The organism is Pseudoxanthomonas sp. CF385 (genome assembly GCF_900104255.1).
GTDB lineage: Bacteria > Pseudomonadota > Gammaproteobacteria > Xanthomonadales > Xanthomonadaceae > Pseudoxanthomonas_A.
In genome coordinates this window covers 418,706-443,758 of record NZ_FNKZ01000002.1, presented here as the reverse complement: position 1 = coordinate 443,758, position 25,053 = coordinate 418,706, and the positions used below count along the sequence as shown (strand labels likewise).

24 protein-coding genes are annotated in these 25,053 nt (G+C 68.4%); 13 read left to right on the top strand and 11 right to left on the bottom strand.

Annotation, left to right across the window (positions count from 1 at the left end; genetic code table 11):
* Nucleotides 1-122 precede the first annotated feature (122 nt).
* On the bottom strand, nucleotides 123-2,225 hold the full coding sequence (locus BLT45_RS12255; protein ID WP_254771907.1) for a M13 family metallopeptidase: 2,103 nt from the start codon (nucleotides 2,223-2,225) through the stop codon (nucleotides 123-125).
* Nucleotides 2,226-2,452: 227 nt separating this feature from the next.
* Between BLT45_RS12255 and BLT45_RS12250 the strand changes: the two genes are divergently transcribed.
* Nucleotides 2,453-3,826, top strand: a complete 1,374-nt coding sequence (locus BLT45_RS12250; RefSeq protein ID WP_093300332.1) for an MBL fold metallo-hydrolase RNA specificity domain-containing protein — start codon at nucleotides 2,453-2,455, stop codon at nucleotides 3,824-3,826.
* Between the two features lie 20 nt (nucleotides 3,827-3,846).
* Here BLT45_RS12250 and BLT45_RS18165 read toward each other — a convergent pair whose 3' ends face one another.
* From BLT45_RS18165 to trxA, 7 genes are all read right to left on the bottom strand, one after another.
* A complete protein-coding gene (locus tag BLT45_RS18165; protein ID WP_175455840.1) occupies nucleotides 3,847-5,556 on the bottom strand; it encodes a CHASE2 domain-containing protein in 1,710 nt (569 codons plus the stop codon).
* Nucleotides 5,553-7,202 (bottom strand): FecR family protein, encoded by a 1,650-nt coding sequence (locus BLT45_RS12235; protein WP_093300327.1) that lies wholly within the window; start codon nucleotides 7,200-7,202, stop codon nucleotides 5,553-5,555. Before BLT45_RS12235 ends, BLT45_RS18165 begins: the two co-directional genes overlap by 4 nt.
* A gap of 125 nt (nucleotides 7,203-7,327) precedes the next feature.
* Nucleotides 7,328-8,377, bottom strand: coding sequence for a serine hydrolase domain-containing protein (locus BLT45_RS12230; protein WP_093300320.1), 1,050 nt, complete (start codon nucleotides 8,375-8,377; stop codon nucleotides 7,328-7,330).
* A 47-nt stretch (nucleotides 8,378-8,424) separates the two neighbouring features.
* Nucleotides 8,425-9,201 (bottom strand): queuosine precursor transporter, encoded by a 777-nt coding sequence (locus BLT45_RS12225; protein ID WP_093300318.1) that lies wholly within the window; start codon nucleotides 9,199-9,201, stop codon nucleotides 8,425-8,427.
* A 2-nt stretch (nucleotides 9,202-9,203) separates the two neighbouring features.
* Complete coding sequence (locus BLT45_RS12220; RefSeq protein ID WP_093300311.1) at nucleotides 9,204-9,875, bottom strand: DUF502 domain-containing protein; 672 nt, start codon at nucleotides 9,873-9,875, stop codon at nucleotides 9,204-9,206.
* Nucleotides 9,876-9,956: 81 nt separating this feature from the next.
* Nucleotides 9,957-10,421, bottom strand: a complete 465-nt coding sequence (locus BLT45_RS12215; RefSeq protein WP_093300308.1) for a DUF4442 domain-containing protein — start codon at nucleotides 10,419-10,421, stop codon at nucleotides 9,957-9,959.
* A 44-nt stretch (nucleotides 10,422-10,465) separates the two neighbouring features.
* Nucleotides 10,466-11,320: a thioredoxin gene (trxA, locus tag BLT45_RS12210; protein WP_093300305.1), complete on the bottom strand. Its 855-nt coding sequence runs from the start codon at nucleotides 11,318-11,320 to the stop codon at nucleotides 10,466-10,468.
* A gap of 139 nt (nucleotides 11,321-11,459) precedes the next feature.
* On the opposite strand from trxA, the gene BLT45_RS12205 reads away from it, so the two are divergent.
* The 4 genes from BLT45_RS12205 to BLT45_RS12190 all read left to right on the top strand — a co-directional run bounded on the left by BLT45_RS12205 (nucleotide 11,460) and on the right by BLT45_RS12190 (nucleotide 13,654).
* The gene (locus tag BLT45_RS12205; protein WP_139188010.1) at nucleotides 11,460-12,098 is read left to right on the top strand and encodes a hypothetical protein; all 639 of its coding nucleotides are present in this window, start codon (nucleotides 11,460-11,462) and stop codon (nucleotides 12,096-12,098) included.
* On the top strand, nucleotides 12,095-12,313 hold the full coding sequence (locus BLT45_RS12200; protein ID WP_093300302.1) for a helix-turn-helix transcriptional regulator: 219 nt from the start codon (nucleotides 12,095-12,097) through the stop codon (nucleotides 12,311-12,313). The genes BLT45_RS12205 and BLT45_RS12200 overlap by 4 nt, the downstream gene beginning before the upstream one ends.
* Before the next feature lie 72 nt (nucleotides 12,314-12,385).
* Nucleotides 12,386-12,976, top strand: a complete 591-nt coding sequence (locus tag BLT45_RS12195) for a DUF4410 domain-containing protein (RefSeq protein ID WP_093300292.1) — start codon at nucleotides 12,386-12,388, stop codon at nucleotides 12,974-12,976.
* Nucleotides 12,977-13,057: 81 nt separating this feature from the next.
* Nucleotides 13,058-13,654 (top strand): DUF998 domain-containing protein, encoded by a 597-nt coding sequence (locus BLT45_RS12190; protein WP_093300282.1) that lies wholly within the window; start codon nucleotides 13,058-13,060, stop codon nucleotides 13,652-13,654.
* A 21-nt stretch (nucleotides 13,655-13,675) separates the two neighbouring features.
* On the opposite strand, the gene BLT45_RS12185 is transcribed toward BLT45_RS12190, so the two are convergent.
* A complete protein-coding gene (locus tag BLT45_RS12185) occupies nucleotides 13,676-14,986 on the bottom strand; it encodes a metal-dependent hydrolase family protein (RefSeq protein ID WP_093300279.1) in 1,311 nt (436 codons plus the stop codon).
* 105 nt (nucleotides 14,987-15,091) lie between these two features.
* Here BLT45_RS12185 and leuS point away from each other — a divergent pair, with 105 nt between their 5' ends.
* From leuS to rlmH, 6 genes are all read left to right on the top strand, one after another.
* Nucleotides 15,092-17,740, top strand: a complete 2,649-nt coding sequence (gene leuS, locus BLT45_RS12180; protein ID WP_139188009.1) for a leucine--tRNA ligase — start codon at nucleotides 15,092-15,094, stop codon at nucleotides 17,738-17,740.
* Between the two features lie 90 nt (nucleotides 17,741-17,830).
* Nucleotides 17,831-18,376: an LPS-assembly lipoprotein LptE gene (gene lptE, locus BLT45_RS12175; protein ID WP_093300269.1), complete on the top strand. Its 546-nt coding sequence runs from the start codon at nucleotides 17,831-17,833 to the stop codon at nucleotides 18,374-18,376.
* Entirely contained in the window at nucleotides 18,376-19,410 is a 1,035-nt protein-coding gene (holA, locus tag BLT45_RS12170; protein ID WP_093300255.1) for a DNA polymerase III subunit delta, read from the top strand. Before lptE ends, holA begins: the two co-directional genes overlap by 1 nt.
* 13 nt (nucleotides 19,411-19,423) lie before the next feature.
* A complete protein-coding gene (gene nadD / locus BLT45_RS12165; RefSeq protein WP_093300254.1) occupies nucleotides 19,424-20,101 on the top strand; it encodes a nicotinate-nucleotide adenylyltransferase in 678 nt (225 codons plus the stop codon).
* Between the two features lie 31 nt (nucleotides 20,102-20,132).
* On the top strand, nucleotides 20,133-20,549 hold the full coding sequence (gene rsfS, locus BLT45_RS12160) for a ribosome silencing factor (RefSeq protein ID WP_093300247.1): 417 nt from the start codon (nucleotides 20,133-20,135) through the stop codon (nucleotides 20,547-20,549).
* Nucleotides 20,550-20,622: 73 nt separating this feature from the next.
* Complete coding sequence (gene rlmH / locus BLT45_RS12155; RefSeq protein WP_093300241.1) at nucleotides 20,623-21,093, top strand: 23S rRNA (pseudouridine(1915)-N(3))-methyltransferase RlmH; 471 nt, start codon at nucleotides 20,623-20,625, stop codon at nucleotides 21,091-21,093.
* 57 nt (nucleotides 21,094-21,150) lie between these two features.
* Here rlmH and BLT45_RS12150 read toward each other — a convergent pair whose 3' ends face one another.
* Together BLT45_RS12150 and BLT45_RS12145 are read right to left on the bottom strand one after the other, a co-directional pair.
* A complete protein-coding gene (locus BLT45_RS12150; RefSeq protein ID WP_093300240.1) occupies nucleotides 21,151-21,816 on the bottom strand; it encodes an energy transducer TonB in 666 nt (221 codons plus the stop codon).
* Between the two features lie 210 nt (nucleotides 21,817-22,026).
* On the bottom strand, nucleotides 22,027-22,770 hold the full coding sequence (locus tag BLT45_RS12145; protein WP_093300239.1) for an SIMPL domain-containing protein: 744 nt from the start codon (nucleotides 22,768-22,770) through the stop codon (nucleotides 22,027-22,029).
* Nucleotides 22,771-22,931: 161 nt separating this feature from the next.
* Between BLT45_RS12145 and BLT45_RS12140 the strand changes: the two genes are divergently transcribed.
* Both BLT45_RS12140 and rng read left to right on the top strand, forming a co-directional pair.
* The gene (locus BLT45_RS12140; protein ID WP_093300237.1) at nucleotides 22,932-23,531 is read left to right on the top strand and encodes a Maf family protein; all 600 of its coding nucleotides are present in this window, start codon (nucleotides 22,932-22,934) and stop codon (nucleotides 23,529-23,531) included.
* Between the two features lie 13 nt (nucleotides 23,532-23,544).
* On the top strand, nucleotides 23,545-25,032 hold the full coding sequence (rng, locus tag BLT45_RS12135) for a ribonuclease G (protein ID WP_093300234.1): 1,488 nt from the start codon (nucleotides 23,545-23,547) through the stop codon (nucleotides 25,030-25,032).
* The last annotated feature ends 21 nt before the right edge of the window (nucleotides 25,033-25,053 follow it).

The window sequence follows — 25,053 nt, the reverse complement described above, 5'->3', positions numbered from 1 at the left end:
GCATTTGGCGGCGCCAACCGGCCCTGTGTCACAGACTCCATCGCCTGGTCGTTCCAGGGACCGGCCCGGAAAGGAAAAGGCCCGGACATGCCGGGCCTTTTCGGGTCACACCAGGCGTGGGCTTACCAGATCACGACCTGCTGGTCGCCGCCGCGCACCATCGCGTCGCCTGCCTTGCAGGAGAACGCGGCGGCGAACGTCGGCAGGTTCGACGGCGCACCCATGGCGCGGAACTGCGCCGGGGCGTGCTCGTCGGTGGCGATGCGGTTCTTCAGCTCTTCCGGGGTGAAGTTGCGGCGCCACACGGTGGCCCAGTTGAGGAAGAAGCGCTGGTCGCGGGTCAGGCCGTCGGTCTTCGGGTCCGGCGTGCCTTCGGTGGCCTTCTTCATCGCGTCGTAGGCCGTGGCCAGGCCGCCCAGGTCGGCGATGTTCTCGCCCAGGGTGTGGTTGCCGTTGATCTTCTGGCCGTCGGCGGTGCGGTAGCCGTCGAACTGCGCCACCAGCTTGCCGGTCAGCGCCTTGAAGCCCTTCGAATCGGCATCGCTCCACCAGTTCTCGAACTTGCCGGTCGGACCGAAGCGGCTGCCCTGGTCGTCGTAGCCGTGGGTCATTTCGTGGCCGATCACCGCGCCGATGCCACCGTAGTTCATCTCATCCGTGGCGTTCGGGTCGAAGAACGGCGGCTGCAGGATGGCGGCCGGGAACACGATTTCGTTCTGGAACGGGTTGTAGTACGCGTTGACCATCTGCGGCGGCATGCCCCATTCGGTCTTGTCCACGGGCTTGCCGATCTTGCCCAGGTCGAACTTGTAGTTGAACTCCTGCGCGGCCAGCACGTTGCCGATGTAGCTGTCGCGGCCGGTGGACAGGCCGGCCCAGTCGCGCCACTTGTCGGGGTAGCCGATCTTGGTCGTGAACGCGGCCTGCTTCTCCGTCGCCTTGGCCTTGGTTTCGTCGCTCATCCAGGCGAGGTTCTGGATGCGCGCCTTCAGCGCCGTACCCAGGTTCGCCACCAGGGTTTCCATCTTGGCCTTGGCTTCCGGCGAGAAGGCCACCTTCACGTACATCTGGCCCAGCGCTTCACCGCTCTGGTTCTCGATGGTCCCGAGCACGCGCTTCCAGCGCGGTTCGATTTCCTTCTGGCCGCGCAGCGTCTTGTTGTAGAAGTTGAACTGCTCGTTCGCGAACGCATCGCTCAGGTAGGGGGCCGCACCGTCCACCGTGTGGAAGCGCAGGTACGCGCGCCAGATGGCCGGGTCGGTGTCGCTGAGCATCTTGCTGACTTCCTGGTGGAAGCCGGGGATGGCCAGCGAGAACTGCTGCAGGCCGGTCACGCCCTGCGACTCGAGGAACTTCGTCCACGAGAAGTTCGGCGTCAGCTTGTCGGCATCCGCGATGGGCATCATGTTGTTGTACAGGCTGACATCGCGCGAGAGGTCTTCACGCGACTTGGAGGCCTTCGCCAGACGGGTTTCGAACGCCATGATCTGGTCGGCCTGCGTCTTGGCGTCCGCCGCGGCCACGCCCGACAGCTCCAGCACCTTGCCGATGTGCGCGACGTACGCCGTGCGGATGTCCTTCTTGTCGGCGTCGAAGTAGTAGTTCTTGTCCGGCAGGCCCAGGCCGCCCTGCATGGCGACGGCGGTGTTCATGTCGGGGTTGCTGAACTCCGGCAGCGAGCCGAAGCCGAACAGGAAGTTCTGCCCCTTGGCCGCTGTCTGCTGGAGGTACGCCACGACGGCATCCTTGTCCTGCAGGCCGTCGATCGACTTCAGCATCGGTGCGATCGGCTCGATGCCCTGCGCGTTGGCCTTGGCTTCGTCCATGCCGGTGGCCCACAGGTCGCCGACGATCTTCTCCACGCCGGTCGCGCCGGCGTGCGCGGCGGCCTGCTCGGCCAGCTGCTTCTGGATGGCGGTGGAGCGCTCGTCCAGCATCTCGAACGCACCCCAGCTGGTGCGGTCGCTGGGGATCGCATTGGCGGCCAGCCACTTGCCGTTGGCATACCCGGCGAAATCGGTGCAGGCGTTCTTGGCGGTATCGAGGTCGCCGATCTGGAAGCGATTGACGCCCGGCAGGGTGCTCTCGTCCAGCTTGAGTTCCAGCGCGTCAGGCGCCTTCGCGGCCGTGTCGGCGGCCGGGGCGGCCTCTTCCTTCTTGGCGCACGCGGCGAGTGCGGCGGCCACGGCGAGCGAAAGCATCAGGATCTGGGGTTTGCGGGCAATCACGGTCTACTCCGGCCCCGGGCAGGGGCAATGGAAAAAAGGAACCCCCAGGTGGGGGCGTGCGGGGACTCTACGCCTGCCCGGATGAGGGCAGGTGTGTCGAAGGTCATGGGTGACGGTCCGGAAACCGGTGGTATCCCGGCGCTCGGGCACGGGGTGCGCTTCGCGGCCGGTTTTGCCCCCCTTGGCTGGCCGCATACTCGCTACCAGGCACAGGAGGCGAGCCCATGCAGGTCCATTTCCACGGCGCGGCCGGCGAAGTCACCGGTTCGATGCATCTGGTCGAAGCGGCAGGCAAACGCGTGCTGCTGGATTGCGGGTTGATCCAGGGCAGCCGGGAGGCGGAGGCGCGCAACGCCGAGGCGTTTCCGTTCGATCCGGCGACCCTGGATGCGCTCGTTCTCAGCCATGCCCACATCGACCATATCGGACGCGTGCCGCTGCTGGTCAAGCGCGGGTTCCGCGGCCCGATCTTCACCCAGCAGGCCAGCGCCGAGCTGATGCCGATCATGCTGATGGATACGGCATCGCTCTCCGAATCCGAGGCCGAGCGCGCCAATCGCCGCCTGCGCAAGGGCGAAGCGCCGGTCGAACCCCTGTTCGCCGTCGAGGACGTGCAGCAGACGATGCTGCAGGTGCAGCCGCTGCCGTACGACGCGCGCACGACGATCGCGCCCGGCGTGGACATCGCCCTGCGCGATGCCGGCCACATCCTGGGTTCGGCGATCGTCGAGCTGTGGGCCGACGGCCGCAAGCTGGTGTTCTCCGGCGATCTCGGCCCGAAGGGCACGCCGATCCTGCGCGATCCTGCGGTGGTACGGCAGGCCGACCTGCTGTTGATGGAGTCCACCTACGGCGACCGCAACCACCGCGACCGCCCGGAAACCGTGCGCGAGTTGGGCGACATCTTCGAGCACGCGTGGCGCGATCGCGGCAACGTGATCATTCCTGCGTTCGCGGTGGGCCGCACGCAGGAACTGCTGTACTGGTTCGCACGGCATTGGGATGCTTGGAAGCTCGCGCGCTGGCGGATCTTCCTGGACAGCCCGATGGCGGCGAAAGTCGTGAACGTCTATGCGCGCCACCACGGCCTGTTCGATGAGGACGCGCGCCGGGTGTGGTCGCAAGCGCCCAATCCGTTCCGCCTGCCGAACCTGCATGTCGCCGAGACCACGCAACAGTCGATGGCGATCAATCAGGTCGAGAACGGCGCGATCATCATCGCCGGCTCCGGCATGGCCAACGGCGGACGCATCCAGCATCACCTGCGCAACAACGTGGGCCGCCGCAACGCCCACGTCGTGTTCGTCGGCTACCAGGCCGAAGGCACGCTGGGTCGGCGGCTGGTGGATGGCGCGGCGTGGGTGCGCATCCATGGGCGCGACTATCGCGTCAATGCGCAGCGACACACCGTGGGCGGGTTGTCCGCGCATACCGACCAGAACGGCCTGCTGGAATGGTACGGCCACTTCCAGCCTTCACCGCCGCTGGTGCTGGTGCATGGCGAAGACAGGGCGCGCGAGGCGCTCGCGGGCGAGATCGGCGAGCGGCATGGCGCCCCCGTGGACCTGGCGCGTCCCGGGATGGTGGTCGAGGTCTGAAGCGGCCGGCGCCGCGGCCGTCACACGCGCGTGGCGGAGATGCCGACGGGTTCGTGTTCGCCGGTGTGGCTGAAACTGCGGTTGCGGCCGGTCTGCTTGGCGCGGTACAGCGCGGCGTCGGCACGGTCGAAGACATCCTCCGGACCCAGGTCGTCGCCGGACTGGAAGGTGTGGATGCCGATGCTGGCGGTGAACGGCGGCGATGCACCCGCGTTCGCGCCGTGCGGCTTGCGGCCGAGGTTGGCGAGGTCCACATGGATCGTGGTGGCGATGGTCGCCGCCGCCTGCGCCGAGGTTTCCGGCAGCAGCACGGCGAACTCGTCGCCGCCGAGCCGTGCGACGAGGTCGCGCGGACGCCGTGCGCGGCTTCGCAGCACGCGGCCCAGCGCTTTCAACGCCGCATCACCCGCGGTATGGCCCTTGCTGTCGTTGAGCCGCTTGAAGTGGTCGATGTCCATCACCAGCAACGACAGCGGTTGTCCGCTGCGCCGCGCGACGCGCAGTTCCTGGTCCAGGGCCTGGTCGAAGCGCGTGCGGTTGGCCAGACCGGTGAGTGCGTCCGACTGCGCCTGCTTGTGGGTGCGCCGCAGCAGCCGGTAGATCCACAACGATGCACCGAGCGCCAGCACGAGCAGCGCGGGAACCGGTGAGAACCACGCATGGCCGTAGCGCAGCAGCACGACCGACAGCACCACGGCGCCCGCCATCGTCATCACCGTCGGCAGCCACACGCGACGCAGGCCGGGTAGCGCGGACAGCAACAGCGGGAGTGCCGCGAGCAGCGCCGACAGCAGCGCCTGCCAGCCTTCGCCCATCGGCGTGATGGCCGCATCCTTCAGCAGCATGTTCAGCAGGTTGGCCTGGTAGTCGGCCCCGCTCATGCCCTCGTTGAGTGGCTGGCCCGGCGCACGGGCGTACTGGCCCATGCCCGTCGCGTTGACGCCGACCACGATCCAGTTGCCCCTCAGCAGCGAGGGCGGAATCCGCTGGTTGAGCACGTCGCTGTAGGACACGTGCCGGAACGCGTTGGGCGGCGACGCGAACGGAATGCGCACTTCATGGTCCCGCACCCAGTCGTCCTGCGCCGGTGCGGCCACGTCGGTGGCCACGAGACGCCGGCCTGGCAGGTCAGGGGCACCGCCATTGGGCTGGTCGAGCTGCAGCAGGGCCAGCGCGAGCGCGGGCCAGTGCGGCGACCCGAGGCCCGCGCGCAGGTAGACACTGCGCGCCACGCCATCCTCATCGAGGACCATCTCCGCGTGTCCCAGCGATGCCGCCGAGGCCGCGAACTCCGGGATCGGCATCAGCTCCACGCTGGCGCCGTTGCGCTGGACGGGTTCGGCGAGCACCGGCAGTACCACGCGGCCGCTGCGGCTGATCGCGCGCGCCAGCAGCGCATCGCCCTCGGGATCGAAGAGCGCCGGCTCAGACAGCAGGATGTTGAACGCGATGCCCTTGGCCTCCGCCAGGCGCAGGCGATCGACCAGTTGCGCGTGCACGCGCCGCGACCAGGGCCAGCGGCCGAGTTCGGCCAGGCTCTTCTGGTCGATGTCGACCACGACGATGCGCGGGTCCGCCTCGGGCGCAGCGCCGCGGACCAGCCGGTCGTAGACCCAGGCATCCGGCGCCGCGGTGAGGCCCGACAGCGTCACCAGCACCGCAAGCGCAGCCGCTCCCACCGCGGTCAGCAGTCGGGGTTTCCACTTGGGTGCGGGCGCAGGGGTGCTCACAGGGTGAGCAGTATGAGCAACGCCCCCGCCCCAGCGCCAATCTTGCAGAGGCGGCAGGGCACTTCGACCACCTGCGGACGGGGGAAGGGGCCTTCGAAGCCATCCACGTCGATGGTCTGGGCCCGCAGGTACCAGGTGCCGCTGCGCAGGCGCGGCAGGGTGATCTCGGCCTCGCTGACGGTCTCGTCCACGGTCGGTTCGCGGAAATCGGCGGTGCGCGACATCTGGAAGCGGTACCGCTGCCCCGGCTGGCCGGCGGGCCACCGGAAGGTCACCTGGCGGGTGTCGCCGGCTTCGGCGGCGCGGCCGTCGATGGCGGTCACTTCGGTCAACGGACGGATGACGAAGGCGACCGGGTCGCCGAAAGGGCCCGTCCTGCCGGCGCGGTCCACGCTGCGGATACGCCACGCGTAATCACCGGGAACGACCGGAGCGAGGGCCACGGACGAGGCGTCCTTCACCCGTCCCTGGGCCACCGGCTGGCCCCAGCCGGCTGCGCCCGCGACTTCATAGTCGTAGGCGGCGGCACCCGGCGCCTGCGTCCAGGCCAGGGTCAGGTCGGACGTGCGCACGACGCTCGAGGCGGCGGGTGCGATGGAATAGGGCGCGGGCAGCAATCCATCCACCTGAATCTGGGCGACCGCATCGCGGCCCTCCAGCCCCTGCGCATCGATGGCGCGCACGCGCACGTGGTAGCGGCCTTCCTCTAGCGGCGGCAGCGTGTAGTCGGGCGCCTCGACTTCGGCGTCCACCTGCAGGCTGTCGAAGCGCGCATGCTCGCTGATCTGGACGCGGTACCGGCGCGCGCCCGCGACGGCCCGCCAGGCCAGCGGCGCGCGCGTCACCTGCGGTGCCGACACGAGCCCGGACAGGTCGGGCGCGGCCAACAGGGCAACCGGTGTCACCGCAGTCTGATCGAGCGACACGGCGGCACCGTAGCCACGCTGCACCAGCGCGCTGCGCGCGGCGGTGCTGACGGCGACGCGGCCTTCCAGTACCTCCGTCTGCGTCCCCGTCGCATCGGCTTCGACGCGGAAGCGGGTACCGCGCACGGCCGATGACGCGCTCGGCGTATCGACGATGAAGTTCGCAGCAGGACCACGCAGGTGACGCACATCGTTGCCGATACGCCCGCGTTGCAGTTTCAGGCGCGTATCCGCGATGCCCGAACGGCCGAAGCGTGTCAGTCGCTCGAGCCGCAGTTCGCTGTCGCCGAGCAGCAACAGGCGCGAGCCGTCGGCGAACTGCAGGCTGAGGGACGCCTCCGGCGCGGTTTTCACCACGGCGCCGCTACCGAGCGACATGCCGGCCGTGACAGGCGAAGGGTTTCCGGACTTCGGTTGCGCACTGGCGTCGCCACGTACGGCGACGACCCTGGCATGCGCCGGCTGGCGATGCAGCCACTGCACGGGGATGCGCAGCGTGCTGCCCGGCGCAAGCTGATACGGGTCGGCGACGCGGTTGTGCTCCTGCAGGCGCTGCCATGGCACGGAGGGCGCGAGGTATTCGCCCGCGACGTCCCACAGCGTGTCGCCCGGGCGCACGCGATAGGTCCATTCCTGCGCCTGCGCCGGGCACGCCATCACGAGCAGGAACAGGAGCGCCCACCCTCGCCATTCCGTCCGTTGGATTGCCCGCTTGTGCATTGCCACCCTCGCTGTCACAAAGTGTTGCGCTGGTCACAATTATAGGAGAAACGCTTCGCCCGACTGTTCTGTTTTCCGCTGCTTCAACTCACATTAGGGCCGTATTCAAGCAATTTCCGGGCGCTTCAAGGCGAAGCATCCCACAGCGCCGCGATACGCCGCGCCAGCGCATAGGGTTCCGGATCATTGCGATTCGTCAGCACGATGACGGTGAGATGGCGCTCGGGAAAACGCAGGATCACGTTGCGGAATCCGATGCTCTCGCCCGAATGCCATTGCATGCCGCCGTGCAGGCGCCAACCGAAGCCGTAGTGGTCCACGTCCGGTTCCGGTGTCGTGGTCGCCGGCTGCACCGCCTGCGCGCGTGACGGCCCCGACAACAGGCGATCGTCGTACCAGGCGGCATCCCATTTCGCCAGATCGGTCAGCGAGGAATAGATGCCGCCATCGCCGAGCACGGCGCTGGTCGTACTCTGGTCCGTCCTCTGCCATCGGCCGTGCACGAGGCTGTAGCCGTAGGCGCGCGATGCGACGACGGGACCTTCGTCCTGTCGCGCCAGCGTCTGCGTCATGCCCAGCGGCGTGAAAACGCGCTTGCGCAGGAACTCCGCGAAGCGCTGCCCGGAGGCGCGTTCCACCACCAGGGCCAGCAGCGCATAGCCGCTGTTGCTGTAGCGGTAGTCGCTGCCGGGGGTGAAGTGGAGGCGGTCTTCATGCTCGAGCAGGCGCAGCACGTCAGCGTCGTGCACCTGGTCGGCCTGGCCTTCGGGAACGAGGTCCTCGTAGTCGACCAGGCCCGACGTGTGGCTCAGCAGATGGCGCAGCGTCACGGCGTCCGCGGACGTCGGCAATGCGGGGAGCCAGCGGCGCAGCGGATCGTCGAGCACAAGGACACCGTCTTCGGCGAGCAGCAACACGCACGCGGCGGTGAATTGTTTGCTGACCGATGCCAGGCGGTACTGCGTGTCAGGGGTGGCGGCGCGGCCGGTTTCGAGTTCGGCCATGCCGTAGCTGCGTTCGAACACGGGCTGTCCGTTCTCCAGCACTAGCACCGACGCGCCCGGTACGCTGCCGCTGTACTCACGCATCCATGCATCGATCGTGGCGTCGCGCGTCGCGGCGCCTGCGTCACCCATCGCCATCAGCATCACTCCCAGGGCCCAGGCCGTCTTCATCGCATTCCCCGTGGTGGAACGGCCGCAGCCTAGCGCAACTCCGGCGATCAGTCCGCCGCGGCTTCGTCGCGCAAGGCCTGTTCACGGTCGCGTCCCAGGTAGAGGCGGATGCCGTGGCGCATCAGATAGAGGAGCGGGATAAGCGCGATCGCCGCCAGCATCTTGTAGGCGTAGTTCACCGTGCTGACGGCGAGAAACAAAGACGTCGGCCACTTCTGCGGGCCCAGCACGAAGGCGATGTAGATCACCACGAAGCTGTCCACCAGTTGCGAGATCGCGGTGGAACCCGTGGCGCGCAGCCACACCCAGCGTTCGCCCGTGGCCTCGCGGATGCGATGGAACACCGAGACATCGATCAGCTGGCCGACGAGGAACGCCACAACCGACCCCGCGATCGTCCACATGCCCTGGCCGAAGATCGCGGCGAACGCCTTCTGGTAATCCGGCACGCCCTGCGACTGCGCCGCGCCGATCCACCAGCCTGCCGGCGCCAGCGCGATGGCGGCGAAAGCGAAGAGGAAGCCGTAGACGATCAGCGCCACGGCCAGCCACGAGATGAAGCGCACGCCGCGCTTGCCGAAGAACTCGTTGATCGTGTCCGTCAGGATGAACACGAACGGCCACAGCAGCGTACCCGCGGTGAAGCTCAGCGAGCCGGTCTGGCCGAACAGGTTCCATTCCAGCGGCGCGATGCCGAGCGTGTCCTCCAGCGCGAAGATCTTGACGCCGATGAACTCGGCCAGCACGGCGTTCGCGCAGAACACCGCCGCCAGCACGATGAAGAGACGGACCGCGCGGTCATCCAGCGTGCGCGGCGCCTGCATGCTCAGCGCTCGCCTGCGCGGGTGAACGGCATGGTTTCCGGGGCCACGGCGCCGCCGGAAATGATGAAACTCATCGCTTGATCGACGGTCCAGTCGGTCGGCGTGAGCAGCTCGACCGGCACGATCTCCAGATAGCCGGAGGTCGGATTGGGCGTGGTGGGCACATAGACCGCGGCCAGTTCGCGACCGCTGCCTTCCTCGCGGATCACCCGGGTCACCAGCCCGACCGATTTCATGTCCCGGTGCGGGAAATCGATCAGCACCACGCGCTGGGTACTGCCGGGCTTGGTCTCCAGCATGTCCAGCAGCTTGCGCGCGCTGGTGTAGATGACGTTGGCCAGGGGGACGCGTGCGATCAGCGCCTCGAACCAGCGCAGCAACTGCTGGCCGACGACGCGCCGGGTCAGTGCGCCGACCGCGAGGATGACGAACAGCGTGGCGATCATCGCGATGGTGTTCTGCACCCACAGGCCGTTGAACCAGCCCAGCGACTGCGGGAACGTCGCCGCGATGCGGTGCGAGATCGGCTCCACCCACGGCTTGCTGATGTCCGAGAGCAGGACGAACACGAACTTGATGACGACCCAGGTCAGCCAGATGGGCAACAGGGTCAGCAGGCCGGTGATGAAGAGCTTCTGCACCGAGGCACGGTGCGGCGGATGGTCGGGGGGCATGCGCCTATTGTAGGCCGCCGCGGGTCCCCGGCTGTAGCACCGCCGGTGGAACGGCGTGGCGCCGTCCGGGATTCAACGGGCTCAGCGGGCGGGCGTACGCGCCTCGGGCTTCAACCGCACATAGATCTGCTTGCGGACGCGGGCGACGATCTCGTTCTGCGCATTGAAGACATCCGCCGGCATCCAGCGCAGGTGCTTCTGGCCGTCCGCGGCCTCGCTGCGGATCTCCTGCAGCACGCGCTCGTCCAGGCGGAACTCGGCATGGAGCGTGCCCTTGCCGGGCTTCACGAACTCGATTTCCGCAGCCTTGTCCCAGACGTAGTAGTCGCGGCCCAAGCGTTCCTTGGCCAGGATCATCCAGAACGGATCGGTCATCGAGAACAGGCTGCCCCCGAAATGGGTGCCGACGTAGTTGCGGTTCCACGGGCGCATGCGCAGTTCGACGCGGGCGAAACTCCAGTCCTCGGCCATCTCGGTGACATGGATGCCGCTGAACAGGAAAGGCGGCCAGACATTGAAGATGTGCCGCAGGGTATTGGGCTTCATGGGTACTGCACGTGCGAGGGGAACGGTACGAAGGGTTTCGCCAGTCAGAACAGCAGGGAGGACATCTTCCGGCGGTACTGGCTGACAAGCGCGTCATCCTCGACGACCCGGAACGCGTCGATCAGGCTCTTCCGCGCGAGCCCGTCCTCGTAGGCGCGATCGCGCCTGAGCATGTCCAGGAACTGCTCCAATGCCTGTTCCGAATCGCCCGCCACCAGGGCGTGTACGCCCAGCAGATGGCGCGCGCGCAGGTCGTCCGGGTTGGCCTGGAGGGCGGCGCGCAGGGCCTCGGGGGCGGGCGCGTCCTTCAGCGCCGCGGCGAAGCCCAGCCGCGCGCGCGCCTTCACCGCGCGGTCGTCGGTGGCGAGGTTGGCCGGCAGCGCGTCCAGCAGGCGCTCGGCCTCGGGCGCTTCACCGGTGCGGAGCAGGGCCAGCACCAGGTCCAGCTTCAGCTCGTCCTTGTCGGGCTCGGCGCTGATCGCCTCGCGCAGGGCGGCGACCTGGGCCTGCGGGTCCAGCGGCGCCTGCTCCTCTTCGGGCAGCGCGCCTTCGGCGGGCACGACACCGTGCGAGGCGAGGAATTCGCGCAGCTGGCCCTCGGGCAGGGCGCCCGGGAAGCCGTCGACCAACTGTCCTCCCTTCACCAGGAAGACCGTCGGCACCGAACGGATCTGGAAGGCCGCCGCGATCTGCTGCTCCTTGTCCACGTCCACCTTGGCCAGCAGGAACGCGCCGTTGTACTCGCCGGCGAGCTTTTCCAGGATCGGGCCCAGCGTCTTGCACGGGCCGCACCAGGTGGCCCAGAAGTCCACCAGTACCGGCACGTCCAGCGATTTGCGCAGGACCTCCGCTTCGAAGGTCTCGGTGGTGGCGTCGAAAACGTGGGGCAGCTCGCTCATCGGGCAGGTTCGTGGCTACGGGGCGTCGCGTCCACATGGAGGCGCGGGGCGCAGGATACAAGGAGATGTAAAAAAGACTTGACATGTCCGGGCGTGAATGTAATGTATGTATTACATGTTGTCCGGTGGAGCGCACGTCATGGCATGGCAGCGGGGTGGATGGCTGGGATTGCTCGTACTCGGGCTGCTCGCGTTCTGGGCGCTGCTGGCCGGCCCGTCGACGCTGATGGGCTTCGATCTGGGCAAGGCAGGGACGGCGACGCTGGTGCTGGTGGCGTGGGCCGCGCTGTATGCGATCTCGCGGATGCCGCAGGGCGAAGCCGAGCGCGGCCTGTCGCCCGGCGAATGGCGGGCATGGATCGGTGTGGCCTTCATGCTGGCGGCGACGGGCTATTTCCTCGCCCATGCGGATGTCTTCGCCGCCGCGCCCTGGCGGGAGAACCCGGAGGCCGCGGCCGTCGGGCGCAACCTCGTGTTGTTGCTGGTGGCCTGGAGCGTGCTGTCCGGCATTCTCGGCGCGCGCTGGAAGGGACGCGTGCAGGAAGACGAGCGCGACCGCGAGATCGAGCAGCAGGCCGCCGGCTGGGGGCGTGGCGCGCTGATGGCATGCATCGTCGGGCTCGCGCTGATGCTGACGTTCTCGCCGGCCGACCGCCTGGCATGGGCGACCCACTTCATGATCGCGAACCTGCTGGTGTTCGCGTTGATGTGGGGCTGGCTATGCGAGTACGTCGCCACCGCCGTGCTGTACTGGCGCGACCGGTGCGGCGCCGCATGAGCGGCACGCCGGTCGCCAACGATATCCGTCGGCTGCGCTTCGAACAGGGCGAAATGACCCAGCAGGCGCTGGCCGATGCCTGCGGGGTGACGCGCCAGACGATCATCGCGCTGGAAGCGGGCCGCTATGCGCCGTCGCTCGAGCTGGCTTTCCGGATCGCTCGCGTGTTCGGCGTGGGCGTGGAGGAGGTCTTCCGCTGGCAACCTTTGGCATAGGGCGTCGTGCAGGGGCTCTGCTAAGGTCGCGCGGCGGCATCGGCCGCGTCATCGATCGGACCGGAGGCTGTGATGGGCGTGCGTCGTTTCGTGCTGGGCATGGTGCTGGCGGGGGCCGTCGTCGGCCAGGCGCTGGCGAAGGATGAAATCCAGGCGTCGGCCGAGGTGAATCCACCGCCGGCGGAAGCGCTGGCCGCGTTCGATCGCTACGAGATCAAGCCCGCCACGCTGTCCGACGCGTACGCGGAGCACAAGGCCAATCAGGAGGCGCTGGTGTCGTTCCAGCGCAACCTCGACGAGCGCGTCGGTGCATGGGCCGCCCAGCGCAACGCGGCGCCGGCGACGCACATGCCCGTCCGCACGCTGGTGGTCGAACCCCGCATCGAGAAGATCCGCTTCATCAGTGGCGGGGCGCGCTTTTGGGCCGGCGCGTTCGCCGGCAGCTCGCGCATCCTGGTGACGATGAAGCTCACCGACGCGGCGACCGGCCAGGTGATCGCCACGCCGGAGTTCTACCAGCATGCCAAGGGCATGGCGGGCGCATGGACCTTCGGCGCGGCGGACAACAGCATGCTGGTGCGCAGCGCCTCGCTCGCGCTGGATTACCTGAAGGACAACCAGGCGACCGCACAGGGCGGCCGGACCGGTTGGGAAAAGGAATGACGCGCCGGCGTTAAGATGGATATCCGAGCGGGCAGGCCACGACGGCCTGCCCGCGTTGTTTCCGCCCTCGCAAGCCTTCGCATGCCGCCTTTCCTGTCCCGCCTGCTGCCCTGGACCGGCGCAATCGCCGCCGGCGTCTTCACCTGCGCGGTGCTCGGTTTCGGCCTGGCGTTGTCCGGCTATTCGCAGGTCTGGCATCCGGTCGCGGTGCTGGGCGCGAAAGGCGTGCCGCACGCACTGGGCTTCAACCTGCTGGGCTTCGTCCTGACGGGGCTGCTGGCCGCGGTGGTCGCGCTGGACCTGCGGCATCGGCTGCCGGCCGATGCGGGCTGGACCGCCCGCGTGGGCGCGCAGTTCCTGCTGCTGTCCGCGCTGGGCTTCGTCGGCCTGGGCGTGCTGCCGCTGGATCCGGACGACCTGCACAACGACGCCAGCAGCCTGCACGCGACGGCGTGGCTGCTGTGGTGGGTGGCGTTCGTGCCGGGCGCGGCGCTGTTCACCCTCGGGATGCGCGGACGCAGCGGGTGGCGTCCGGCGGTGATCGCGAGCGCCGTGGCGGCCGTGATCGTGTTGTTCAGTGCGTTGGTCGCGGTCGCGCTGATGCCGGCGGGCATCGCGCAGCGGCTGGGCTATGCCGCGTGGCTGCTGTGGCTGTGCGTGGCGGCCTGGCGGAGGTAGTCCGCCAGGCACCGCGGTCGATCACGGGCGGCGGTAGACCTTGCCGTCCTTCATCACGAAATCCACCTTCAGCACGGCGTTGATGTCTTCCACCGGATTGCCCGGCACGGCCACGATGTCGGCGCGCTTGTCGGCCTCGATCACGCCCTGGTCGTCCACGCCCAGCACTTCCGCCGCGCGGATCGTCGCCGCCTGCAGCGCATAGGCCGCGGGCATGCCGGCTTCGACCATGTAGACGAACTCGCGCGCGTTGTCGCCGTGCGGACCCACGCCCATGTCGGTGCCGAAGGCGATCTTCACGCCGTTGCGGTAGGCCTTGCCGGCGGTTTCCTGGATCAGCGCGCCGATGCGCTCGGCCTTCGGTCGCACTACGGCCGGAAAGTAGCCATCGATCTTCGCCTTCTCGGCGACGAAGCGGCCGGCGGAAATCGTCGGCACGTACCACGTGCCATGCTGCTTCATCAGCCGCATCACCTCGTCGTCCATGTAGGTGCCGTGCTCGATGCTGGTCACGCCGCCGAGGATGGCGCGCTTCATGCCCTCCTTGCCGTGCGCGTGCGCTGCCACGCGGAAGCCGTAGTCGCGCGCAGTGTCGACGATGGCCTTCACCTCCTCGACGGTGAACTGCGGCGCGTCGCCGGACTTGGCGTAGCTCAGCACGCCGCCGGTAGCGGTGATCTTGATGACGTCGCTGCCGTCCTTGTAGCGCTGGCGCACGGCCTGGCGGGCGTCGTCGATGGAGTTGATGACGCCTTCGGTGGGGCCCGGCGGGCCCATCAGGTGCGCCAGGTGCGTGTTGAAGCCGTTGGTGGGGTCGGCGTGGCCGCCGGTGGTCGCGATGGAGGTACCGGCGGCGAAGATGCGTGGGCCCTTCACGGCGCCCTGGTTCACCGCGTCGCGCAGGTGCAGGGTGACCTCGCCGCCGAGGTCGCGCACGCTGGTGAAGCCGGCCATCAGCGTCTTCTCGGCGTAACCGACCGAGCGGTAGGCGAAATCGACCGGATCCAGGCGGAAGCCTTCCGAATAGCTCTGCGGGCTGGACTCGCCATCCAGGTGCACGTGCAGGTCGGTCCAGCCCGGCGTGCAGGTGTGGTCGGCCAGGACGATCGATTCGGCGTCGGCCAGTTTGGCGCGGCCGGGGATGACCTCGGCGATCCGGCCGTCGCGAATCAGGAGGGTGTGCTCGCCCAGGACCTTGCCGCTGCGGGCGTCGAAGACCCGCTCGCAGTGCAGCGCGAGCGTGGCGGGCGCGGCCGGTTCGGCGGCCATGGCGGTCATGCCGGCGAACAGGCCGCAGGCGGCCACGGCGAGGGCAAGGACGGTCTTGTTCATCTGGAATCCCCTGTTTCGACCCCCTCATGCTAACCGGTGGCATGGCGGGGCATGGTGCGCTGCGGTACCCTTGGCGGCTTTGCCGTAGCCGTCTCCGCAGCCGCCATGTCCACCGCCGCCGAACCCGTTTCCTACGATCCGAAATCCGTCGAGTCCCAGGCCCAGTCCTTCTGGGAGGCCCGGCGCGCCTTCGAGGTCGACGAGCGGTCGGACAAGCCGAAGTACTACTGCCTGTCGATGTTGCCGTACCCGTCGGGTGCGCTGCACATGGGCCACGTGCGCAACTACACCATCGGCGACGTGATCAGCCGCTACAAGCGCATGACCGGCCACAACGTGCTGCAGCCGATGGGCTGGGACGCGTTCGGCCTGCCGGCCGAGAACGCGGCGATCAAGAACAAGACCGCGCCGGCCAAGTGGACCTACGCCAACATCGACCACATGCGCAGCCAGCTGAAGTCGCTGGGCTACGCGATCGACTGGTCGCGCGAGTTCGCCACCTGCCGGCCCGACTACTACGTTCACGAGCAGCGCATGTTCACGCGCCTGTTGCGCAAGGGCCTGGCCTACCGCAAGAACTCGGTGGTGAACTGGGATCCGGTGGACCAGACGGTGCTGGCGAACGAGCAGGTGATCGACGGTCGCGGCTGGCGCAGCGGTGCGGTGGTGGAGAAGCGCGAGATCCCGCAGTGGTTCCTGCGCATCACCGACTACGCCCAGGAGCTGTTGGACGGCCTGGACGACCTGCCGGGCTGGCCGGACGCGGTCAAGACCATGCAACGCAACTGGATCGGCCGCTCCGAAGGCCTGGAGATCCAGTTCGCCGTCGACGGCCAGGAACCGTTGACGGTGTTCACCACGCGCCCAGACACCCTGATGGGCGTGACCTTCGTGTCGATCGCCGGCGAACACGCGCTGGCGCAGAAGGCTGCCGCGTCCAATCCGGCGTTGGCCGCGTTCCTGGCCGAGCTGAAGCAGGGCGGTGTGTCCGAAGCGGAACTGGAAACCCAGGAAAAGCGCGGCATGGACACCGGCCTGGTGGCCGTGCACCCGATCACCGGCGACCGGATCCCGGTGTGGGTCGCCAACTTCGTGCTGATGGGCTACGGCACCGGCGCGGTGATGGCGGTGCCCGGGCACGATGAGCGCGATTTCGAGTTCGCCACCAAGTACGCGCTGCCGATCCGCCAGGTGATCGCGCTGACGGCGCCGAAGAACGACGATGAGAAGACCTACGACGCCACCACGTGGCGCGACTGGTACGGCGACAAGACCCGCGATGACCTGGAGCTGGTCAACTCGGGCGAGTTCGATGGCCTGGACTACCGCGGTGCCTTCGAGGCACTGGCCGAGCGTTTCGAACGCAAGGGCCAGGGCCAGCGCCGGGTCAACTACCGCCTGCGCGACTGGGGCGTCAGCCGCCAGCGCTACTGGGGCTGCCCGATCCCGGTGATCTACTGCGACGCCTGCGGCGCGGTGCCGGTACCGGATTCGGACCTGCCCGTCGTGTTGCCGGAAAACGTCACCCTGGATGGCGTGAAGTCGCCGATCAAGGCCGACCCGGAATGGCGCAAGACGAAGTGCCCGCAGTGCGGTGCCGCCGCCGAGCGCGAGACCGACACCTTCGACACCTTCATGGAGTCGAGCTGGTACTACGCGCGCTACACCTCGCCCGGCGCGAAGGACATGGTCGACAAGCGCGGCAATTACTGGCTGCCGGTGGACCAGTACATCGGCGGCATCGAGCACGCGATCCTGCACCTGATGTACTTCCGCTTCTACCACAAGCTGCTGCGCGACGCGCGGCTGGTGGACAGCGACGAACCGGCCACCAACCTGCTGACGCAGGGCATGGTGATCGCCGAGACGTTCTATCGCGACAGCGCCGATGGTTCGAAGGACTGGATCAACCCGGCCGACGTGGAAGTGCAGCGCGACGACAAGGCGCGCGTCGTCGGCGCGACGCTGAAGGCCGACGGCCAACCGGTGAAGATCGGCGCGGTCGAGAAGATGTCGAAGTCGAAGAACAACGGCGTCGACCCGCAGTCGATGGTCGACAAGTTCGGCGCGGACACTGTCCGCCTGTTCTCGATGTTCGCCGCGCCGCCCGAGCAGTCGCTGGAGTGGAACGAAGCCGGCGTCGAGGGCATGGCGCGCTTCCTGCGTCGCCTGTGGACGCAGGTGCAGAAGCATGCGGCCGAAGGGGCTCTGGACAAATTGACAAGCATCGCAATGCTCGGAAGCGCGTTGACGTCCGACCAGAAGGCCGTCCGCCGCAAGACCCATGAGACCATCGAGAAGGTCGGCCACGACTACGGCAAACGCCACAGCTTCAACACCGCCATCGCGGCGGTGATGGAACTGTCGAACGCGCTGGGCAAGTTCGACGATGCGAGCGCGCAGGGTCGCGCCGTACGCCAGGAGGCGCTGGAGGCCGCGGTGCTGCTGCTGAACCCGATCACCCCGCACGCCAGCCATGCGCTGTGGCAGGCGCTGGGCCACGCCGAAACGCTGATCGAAGACCAGCCGTTCCCGCAGGTCGACGCCGACGCGCTGGTGCGCGACACGGTGACGCTGGCGGTGCAGGTCAACGGCAAGCTGCGCGGCACGATCGACGTGGCCGCGGACGCGCCGCGCGACCTGGTCGAGTCGCTGGCCAAAGCCGAGCCGAACACGGCCAAGTTCCTCGACGGCCTGGCGATCCGCAAGGTCATCGTGGTGCCGGGCAAGATCGTCAACATCGTCGCGGGCTGAGGACGGGCGCTTGCGGCGCCTTGCCTCCGTGTTCACCTGCGGGCGGGCTACGCTATTGCCGCCCATGACGGCCTCGTCCAGACTTCGCCCATGACCCGATTCCGCCTGCCGATGCTCCTCGCCGCCCTGGTCCTGCTGGCCGGTTGCGGCTTCCACCTGCGCAACCAGATCGCGTTGCCGGCCGACCTCGGGCCGGTGAGGGTGGTCGGCTCGACGACGTCCTACAGCGCGCTGGTCACCAGCCTGTCGCGCGGCCTGCAGGCTGCGGGCGCGACGCTGGCCGCGCCGATCGGCGAAAACGAGGACATCGCGGCCGGCGAACAGGTCGCCACCCTGCGCGTCGTGTCCGAGCGGTGGGGCGACCTGCCGATCGCGGTGGACCAGTTCGGGCGCGCGCAGGAATTCAGCCTCCGCTACGCCGTGGTGTTCGCTTTCACCAAGGCCGATGGCACCGACCTGGTGCCGCAGCAGGTCGTCGAACTGTCGCGCGACTACGTGTCGCCGCCGCAGGACGCGACCGGCACGACCACCGAGCGCGAAGTGCTGGCGGAAGAACTCCGTCGCGAGATGGCGGCGTCGATCCTGCGCCGCGTCGACGGCGTGGTGCGTTCCGGCCCGGTGAACGCGGCCCCCTGATGGAGCTGAAACCGGAACAGCTGGCCGCGCGTGGCGCGTCCGAGCCGTTGCATCCGGTCTACCTGATCGCGGGTCCCGAAATCCTGCGCGTGCTGGAGGCCGCCGACGCCGTGCGCGCGCAGGCGCGGGCCCAGGGCATCGGCGAGCGCGAAGTATTCGATGCCGACGGCCGCGATTTCGATTGGGGCCAGCTGGATGCCAGCTTCAACGCGCCCAGCCTGTTCAGTGCGCGCCGACTGGTCGAAGTACGCCTGCCGGGCGGGAAACCGGGCAAGGAGGGCGCCGAGGTCATCAGCGCGTTCTGCGCCAATCCGCCGCCCGACGTGGTCCTGCTGATCACCGCGGGCGAATGGGGCAAGGCGTACCAGGGCAAGTGGAGCGACGCCGTCGCGCGCGTCGGCGTAGTCGCCGTGGCGTGGGCCATCAAGCCGCACGAATTGCCGGGCTGGATCGAGAGCCGGCTGCGCAGCAAGGGCCTTCGCGCCGATCGCGAGGCGGTGCAACTGCTGGCCGAGCGCGTCGAAGGCAACCTGCTCGCCGCCGCGCAGGAGATCGACAAGCTGGCGCTGCTCAGCGATGGACAGACGCTGGACGTCGACCGGATGGAAGCGCTGGTCGCGAACGCGGCACGCTACGACGTGTTCCGCCTCACCGATGCCGTACTGGCGGGGCAGGGCGCGCAGGTTTCGCGCATCCTTGCTGGCCTGCGGGCCGAGGGCGACGTGGTCGCCGGCCTGATGCCGATGATCGTCAAGGAACTGCTGCGCACCGCCACGCTGGCGCGCGTGCAGGCCGGCGGCGGCAATCTCGCGGCCGAAATGAAGTCGCAGGGCATCTGGGAAGCCAAGCAGGCGCCGTTCAAGCGCGCGTTGCAGCGGCACGCCTCGCCCGCGCGCTGGGACCGCTTCGTCGCCGAGGCCTCGAAGATCGACCGCACCGCGAAGGGCCGGGGCGAGGGCGATGCCTGGGTGGCGCTGGAGCGCCTGCTGCTGGCCATCGCCGAAGCCAAGGCCGTGCGGTTGCTGGTGGCCTGACGGGCGCGTCGGAATGCTGCAGCTCTTCTACGGCGGCACGTTCGACCCCATCCACAACGGGCATCTGGCCATCGCGCGCGCCGCGCGGGACGAAGTGCAGGCGCCGGTGCGCCTGATGCCCGCCGCAGACCCGCCGCATCGTGCGCCACCCGGTGCCAGCGCGCAGCAGCGCGCGCACCTGCTCGACCTCGCGGTGGAAGACGAAGACGGCCTCTGCGTGGATCGACGCGAACTCTTGCGCGCCGAACGCATGCCGGAGACCCGCTCCTACACGGTCGACACGCTGCACGAACTGCGCGCCGAGCAAGGCGATGCCGTGCCCGTGGCCCTGCTGATCGGCGCCGACAGCCTGTTGGGCCTGCCGACGTGGCGGGCATGGCGGTCGCTGTTCGCGCTGACCCATTTCATCGTGGCCGACCGGCCCGGAAGTCCACTGGATGCGGGCGTGCCGGCCGAACTGGGCGACCTGCTGGCTTCGCGCTGGACGTCCTCGGCGGATGCGCTGTGCGACGTGCCGTCAGGCCTGGTGTATCGGTTGAGCCATCCGCTGCAGCCCGAATCGGCCACCGATATACGGCGGCGGATCGCGGCCGGAGAACCCTGGCGCCATCTCGTGCCCACGGCCGTCGCAACGGCCATCGCCGACGAAAGGCTCTACCTTGACCGGGCCACCACGCCGGGTCCGCTATAATCCCGGCCGTACCTCCGGAGCCACCAAGCCTTTGTCCAGCCAAGCCCACGTCATCAAGACCCGCCTGCCCAGCCCGCCCCCGGCCCTGCCGGACCTGCTCGCCACGGTGCACGCCGCGGTCGAGGAGCTGAAAGCCAAGGATGTCGTCGAGATCGACGTGCGCGGCAAATCCAGCGTCGCCGACTACCTCGTGATCGCCTCGGGCACCTCGACGCGCCACGTGAAGTCGATCGCCGACGAGGTGGTGAGGTTCGCCAAGAAACTGGACGTCATGCCGCTGGGCGTGGAAGGCGAGCGTGAGGCCGAATGGGTGCTCGTGGACCTGGGCGACGTCATCGTCCACGTCATGCTGCCCCGCGTGCGCGAGTTCTACGCATTGGAGCGCCTGTGGACCGTGGGCGACCAGCCGCCGGAGGACGTCGAGACCGCCGACGAATCGCGGCTCTGAGCCGCGATCCGGTCTCCACGCGAAGGCGCCGGCAGGCGCCTTCGTCGTTTCCGGAGCCCGCTATCATGGCGACATGAAATGCCGTCTCATCGCCACCGGCGAGCGCGCGCCCGCGTGGGTCGCCCAGGGCTTCGCCGAATACCAGAAGCGGCTCTCGCACTGGCTGCCGTTCGAGCTGGTCGAGATCGAACCGGGCCTGCGCGGCAAGAGTCGCGATCCGCAGCGTGCGATCGAGGACGAAGGCAAGCGCGTGCTCGCCGCGTTGCCGAAGAACGCGCACGTCGTCGCGCTGGAAGTGACCGGCAAGCCCTATTCGTCGGAACAGCTCGCGCAGCGGTTGGCGCATTGGCGCACGCTGGGTCGCGACCTCGCGTTGCTGATCGGGGGGCCGGAAGGCCATGCGCCGGACGTGGTCGCGGCGGCGCACGAGAAGTGGTCGCTCAGTCCGCTGACATTGCCGCACATGCTGGTACGGCTGGTCGTCGCCGAACAGGTGTACCGCGCCGCGGCGATGCTGGCGAACCATCCGTACCACCGCGCCTGAGCGCGGGCAAAGAAAAAGCCCGCCTTCCGGCGGGCTTTTCCGTTTACGTCTTCCGGGTCACTGCAGGCTGAAGGCGATCGGCACCAAGCCGTAAGCCTGCACGGCCTGGCCGTTCTGCATGGCGGGCTTGAAGCGCCAGGTCTTCAGCACATGCTGGAGCGCGGCCTTGTCCAGGTTGCGGTTGCCGCTGCTGCTTTCGATGGTCACGCTGAGCGGCGTGCCGTCCACGTCCACCAGCACGCGCAGCATCACCGTGCCCTGCACACCGTTGCGCAACTCGTTGTTCGGATAGCGCGGCGACGTGGCGCGGACGTATTCCAGCGTCGCCGAGGGTAGCGGACCGCCCACGACGGGGCCGGTGATATCGCCGGCGTCGACCACGGAATGTTCGACGATGGGTTCGCTGCCGCCTTCGACGATCACGGGGGTATCGACGGCGGGGGTCACCACGTCGGCCCGCTTCTGGATCACGTCCGGCTTCTTTTCGGGAACGATCTTGCGCTCCTCGACGACAGGCACGGGATCGGGGAGGACCTTCTTCTCGTAGATCTGGAAGATGGGCTTCTTCGGAACGTCCAGCGCCAGCGGCTTCAAGGGCGGTGCCGCCATCGGCATGAGCAGCATCAGGAGGGCGACGGCGTGGACCGCGATGGCGGCGGCGATGGCGGCGATGCGGCCGATGTCGATGCGGGTGTCGGAACCGTGGGGTAGTGCGCGAACCATGATCCACCTCCTGAGGGCTGTGAACGGAACAACGCTCGGCCGCGAAGAGTGGGGTTGCAACGTCCCCGCGCCGCACGTCCAGACTGTACTCCCCCGCACGTTGGCCGCAAGAGGGGCGGCCTACGACCTTGGGCGTAGGCACGGTTCCAGGACGCCGTCAACGAAAACGGCGCCCCTCGGGGCGCCGTTCGTGGTGCGGTGCGGCCGGGCTTACTTGCCCAGTTCGAACACCACGTCCAGGTTGACCGAGACCGTGGTTTCGCCCGCCGAGACCGGCGGCGCCCCCCCGGCATCGCGGGCTTCCATCTTGGCCATCGCCATCATCGGGACAGGGCGGAAGCCGCCGTTGCCCTCGGAGATGCTGACGATCCGGCGCACCTTCAGCCCCAGCGACTTGGCGTAGGTCTCGGCACGGCCCTGGGCCTTCTTCAGTGCGGCCAGGCGGGCTTCGTCATAGACCGGTTCCGGATTGTCGATCTCGAAGCTGGGGCCGTTGATCTGGTTCGCGCCGACGCCGGCCAGGGCGTCCAGCACCTTGCCCAGCTTGGCGATGTCGCGGACCTTCACGCTCACCGTGTTGTTGGCCTGGTAGCCGGTGATCTTCGGGGCTTCGTTCTCGGCGTAGCGGTACTGCGGGTTGAGGCTGATCCCGCTGGTCTGCACGTCCTTGTCGGCGATGCCGGCGGCCTTGATGGCGGCGACCACCTTGGCCATCTGCTCGCTGTTCTGGCGCAGGGCGGTGTTGCCGTCCACGGCCTGGGTGACCACGCCGGCGGAAATCGTGGCGATGTCCGGCACGCGCGAGGCCTCGGCCTGGGCCGACACGTTGAGCAGGGTGCCGTCGGACGGGATCGCGTAGGCGGGGGCGGTCTGGGCGGACGAGGTCATGGCGGCGGTGGTTCCCAGGGACAGGGTCAGGGCGAGCAGCAGCGGGCGGATGAGGGGCAGACGCATGGGATCTCCTTTTCGTGATTCGGGTGGCGGGACACCCGGTCGTCGTCGACGCGCAAGGGTGTTCACGATGACATGAACGAGCCGTGATCTGCGGCAGGGTTAGCCATGTCCGGTCCGCATCAGGACCCATTCAGTCAGGTGCCGCGGGTTATTCTTCCTCGATGCTCTATCTGGCCTCCCAATCCCCCCGCCGTGCCGAACTGCTGACCCGCCTAGGGCTCGCATTCGGCCGGATCGACCTCGACATCCCCGAGCACCGGCAACCCGGTGAGCCGGCCACGGAGTACGTACGCCGGGTCGCCCGCGAGAAGGCCGGTGCCGGGCTGCTGAAGGTCGTCGCCACGCCCGGTGCGGTCGTGCTGGGGGCCGACACCGAGGTGATCCTGGGCGACGAGGTCTTCGGCAAGCCGGCCGATGAGGTCGAAGCCGCCGCGATGTTGCGCCGCCTCTCCGGTCGTACGCACCAGGCGGTGTCCGCCGTGTCGGTGGTCAGCGCCGGGCGCGAAGCGCAGGCCCTGGTGGTTACGGAGGTCAGCTTCGCCGAGCTGGACGATGCCGACATCGCGGCCTACGTCGCCAGCGGCGAGGCGATGGGCAAGGCCGGCGCCTACGGCATCCAGGGACGCGCCGAGCAGTTCGTCACCCGCCTGGACGGCAGTTATTCGGCCGTCATGGGCCTGCCCCTCCACGAGACCGCGAAGCTGCTGCGCGAGTTCGGCATCCATCCGTCGTCGGCCACCGCCGCCCACGCAACAGCTTGAGGGAAGGACCCCGATGTCGGAAGAAATCCTGGTCAATGTCACCCCGCGCGAAACCCGCGTCGCGGTGATCGAGAACGGCATGCTGCAGGAGTTGCACATCGAACGCGGCTGGCGTCGCGGCGTGGTGGGCAACATCTACAAGGGCAAGGTGCAGCGGGTGATGCCGGGCATGCAGGCGGCCTTCGTCGAGGTCGGGCTGGAGCGCGCCGCGTTCCTGCACGCCAACGACATCGTGCGTTCCTCGCCGGGCGCAGTGGTCGAAGGCGAGGACGCGCCCATGCCCGCGCCGCCGCCGGCACCGATCATGGACCTGCTGCGCGACGGCCAGGACATCGTCGTGCAGGTGGTGAAGGATCCGATCGGCAGCAAGGGCGCGCGCCTGACCACGCAGATCAGCATTCCGTCGCGCTACCTGGTGCTGCTGCCGCAGTCCAAGGTGATCGGCGTGTCCGCGCGCATCGAGGACGAAGCCGAGCGCCATCGCCTGAAGCAGGTCGTCACCGAGCTGGCCGGCCTGCATGGCGGCCACGGCTACATCATCCGCACCAACGCCGAAGGCCAGCCGGCCGAGGCGCTGGCCGAGGACATCGCCTACCTGTCGCGCGTCTGGAACGTGGTCGAGCGCCGCGGTCGCGAGTCCCCTTCCTGCAGCATCCTGTACGAAGACCTGAGCCTGCCGCTGCGCGCGGTGCGCGACCTGATCCGCAAGGACGTGGAGAAGGTGAAGGTCGACTCGAAGGAAACCCACGAGCGGCTGCAGGCGTTCGTCGCCAAGTACATGCCGGTGCTGGCCGAGCGCATCGAACTGTACGCGGGCGAGCGTCCCATCTTCGACCTGTACGGCGTCGAGGACGAGATCGGTCGTGCGCTGGACAAGCAGGTGCCGCTGAAATCCGGTGGCTACCTGGTGATCGACCAGACCGAGGCGATGACGACGGTGGACGTCAACACCGGCTCGTTCCTTGGTCAGCGCAACCTCGAAGAGACCGTCTACCGCACCAACCTGGAAGCCGCGCAGGCGGTCGCGCGCCAGCTGCGGCTGCGCAATCTGGGCGGCATCATCATCATCGACTTCATCGACATGGACGATCCGGAGCATCGCCGCCAGGTGCTGCGGACGCTGGAGAAGTCGCTGGCGAAGGACCACGCCAAGACCACGGTGTACGAGTTCTCGCCGCTGGGCCTGGTCGAGATGACGCGCAAGCGCACCGTGGAAAGCCTGGCGCGCCAGCTGTCCGAACCGTGCCCCGAATGCAGCGGGCGCGGCAGCATCAAGACGACCGAAACCGTCACCTACGAAATCTTCCGCGAGATCACCCGCGCCGTGCGCCAGTTCGACGCCGCGCGCCTGCTGGTGATCGCCTCGCCGAAGGTGGTGGGACGGATCACGGACGAGGAATCCGCGGCCGTCGCCGAGCTGGAGGAATTCCTCGGCAAGTCGATCCGCTTCCAGGCGGACGACCAGTATCTGCAGGAGCAGTTCGATGTCGTGCTGCTCTGACGCACGGGGCGGGGCGCACGC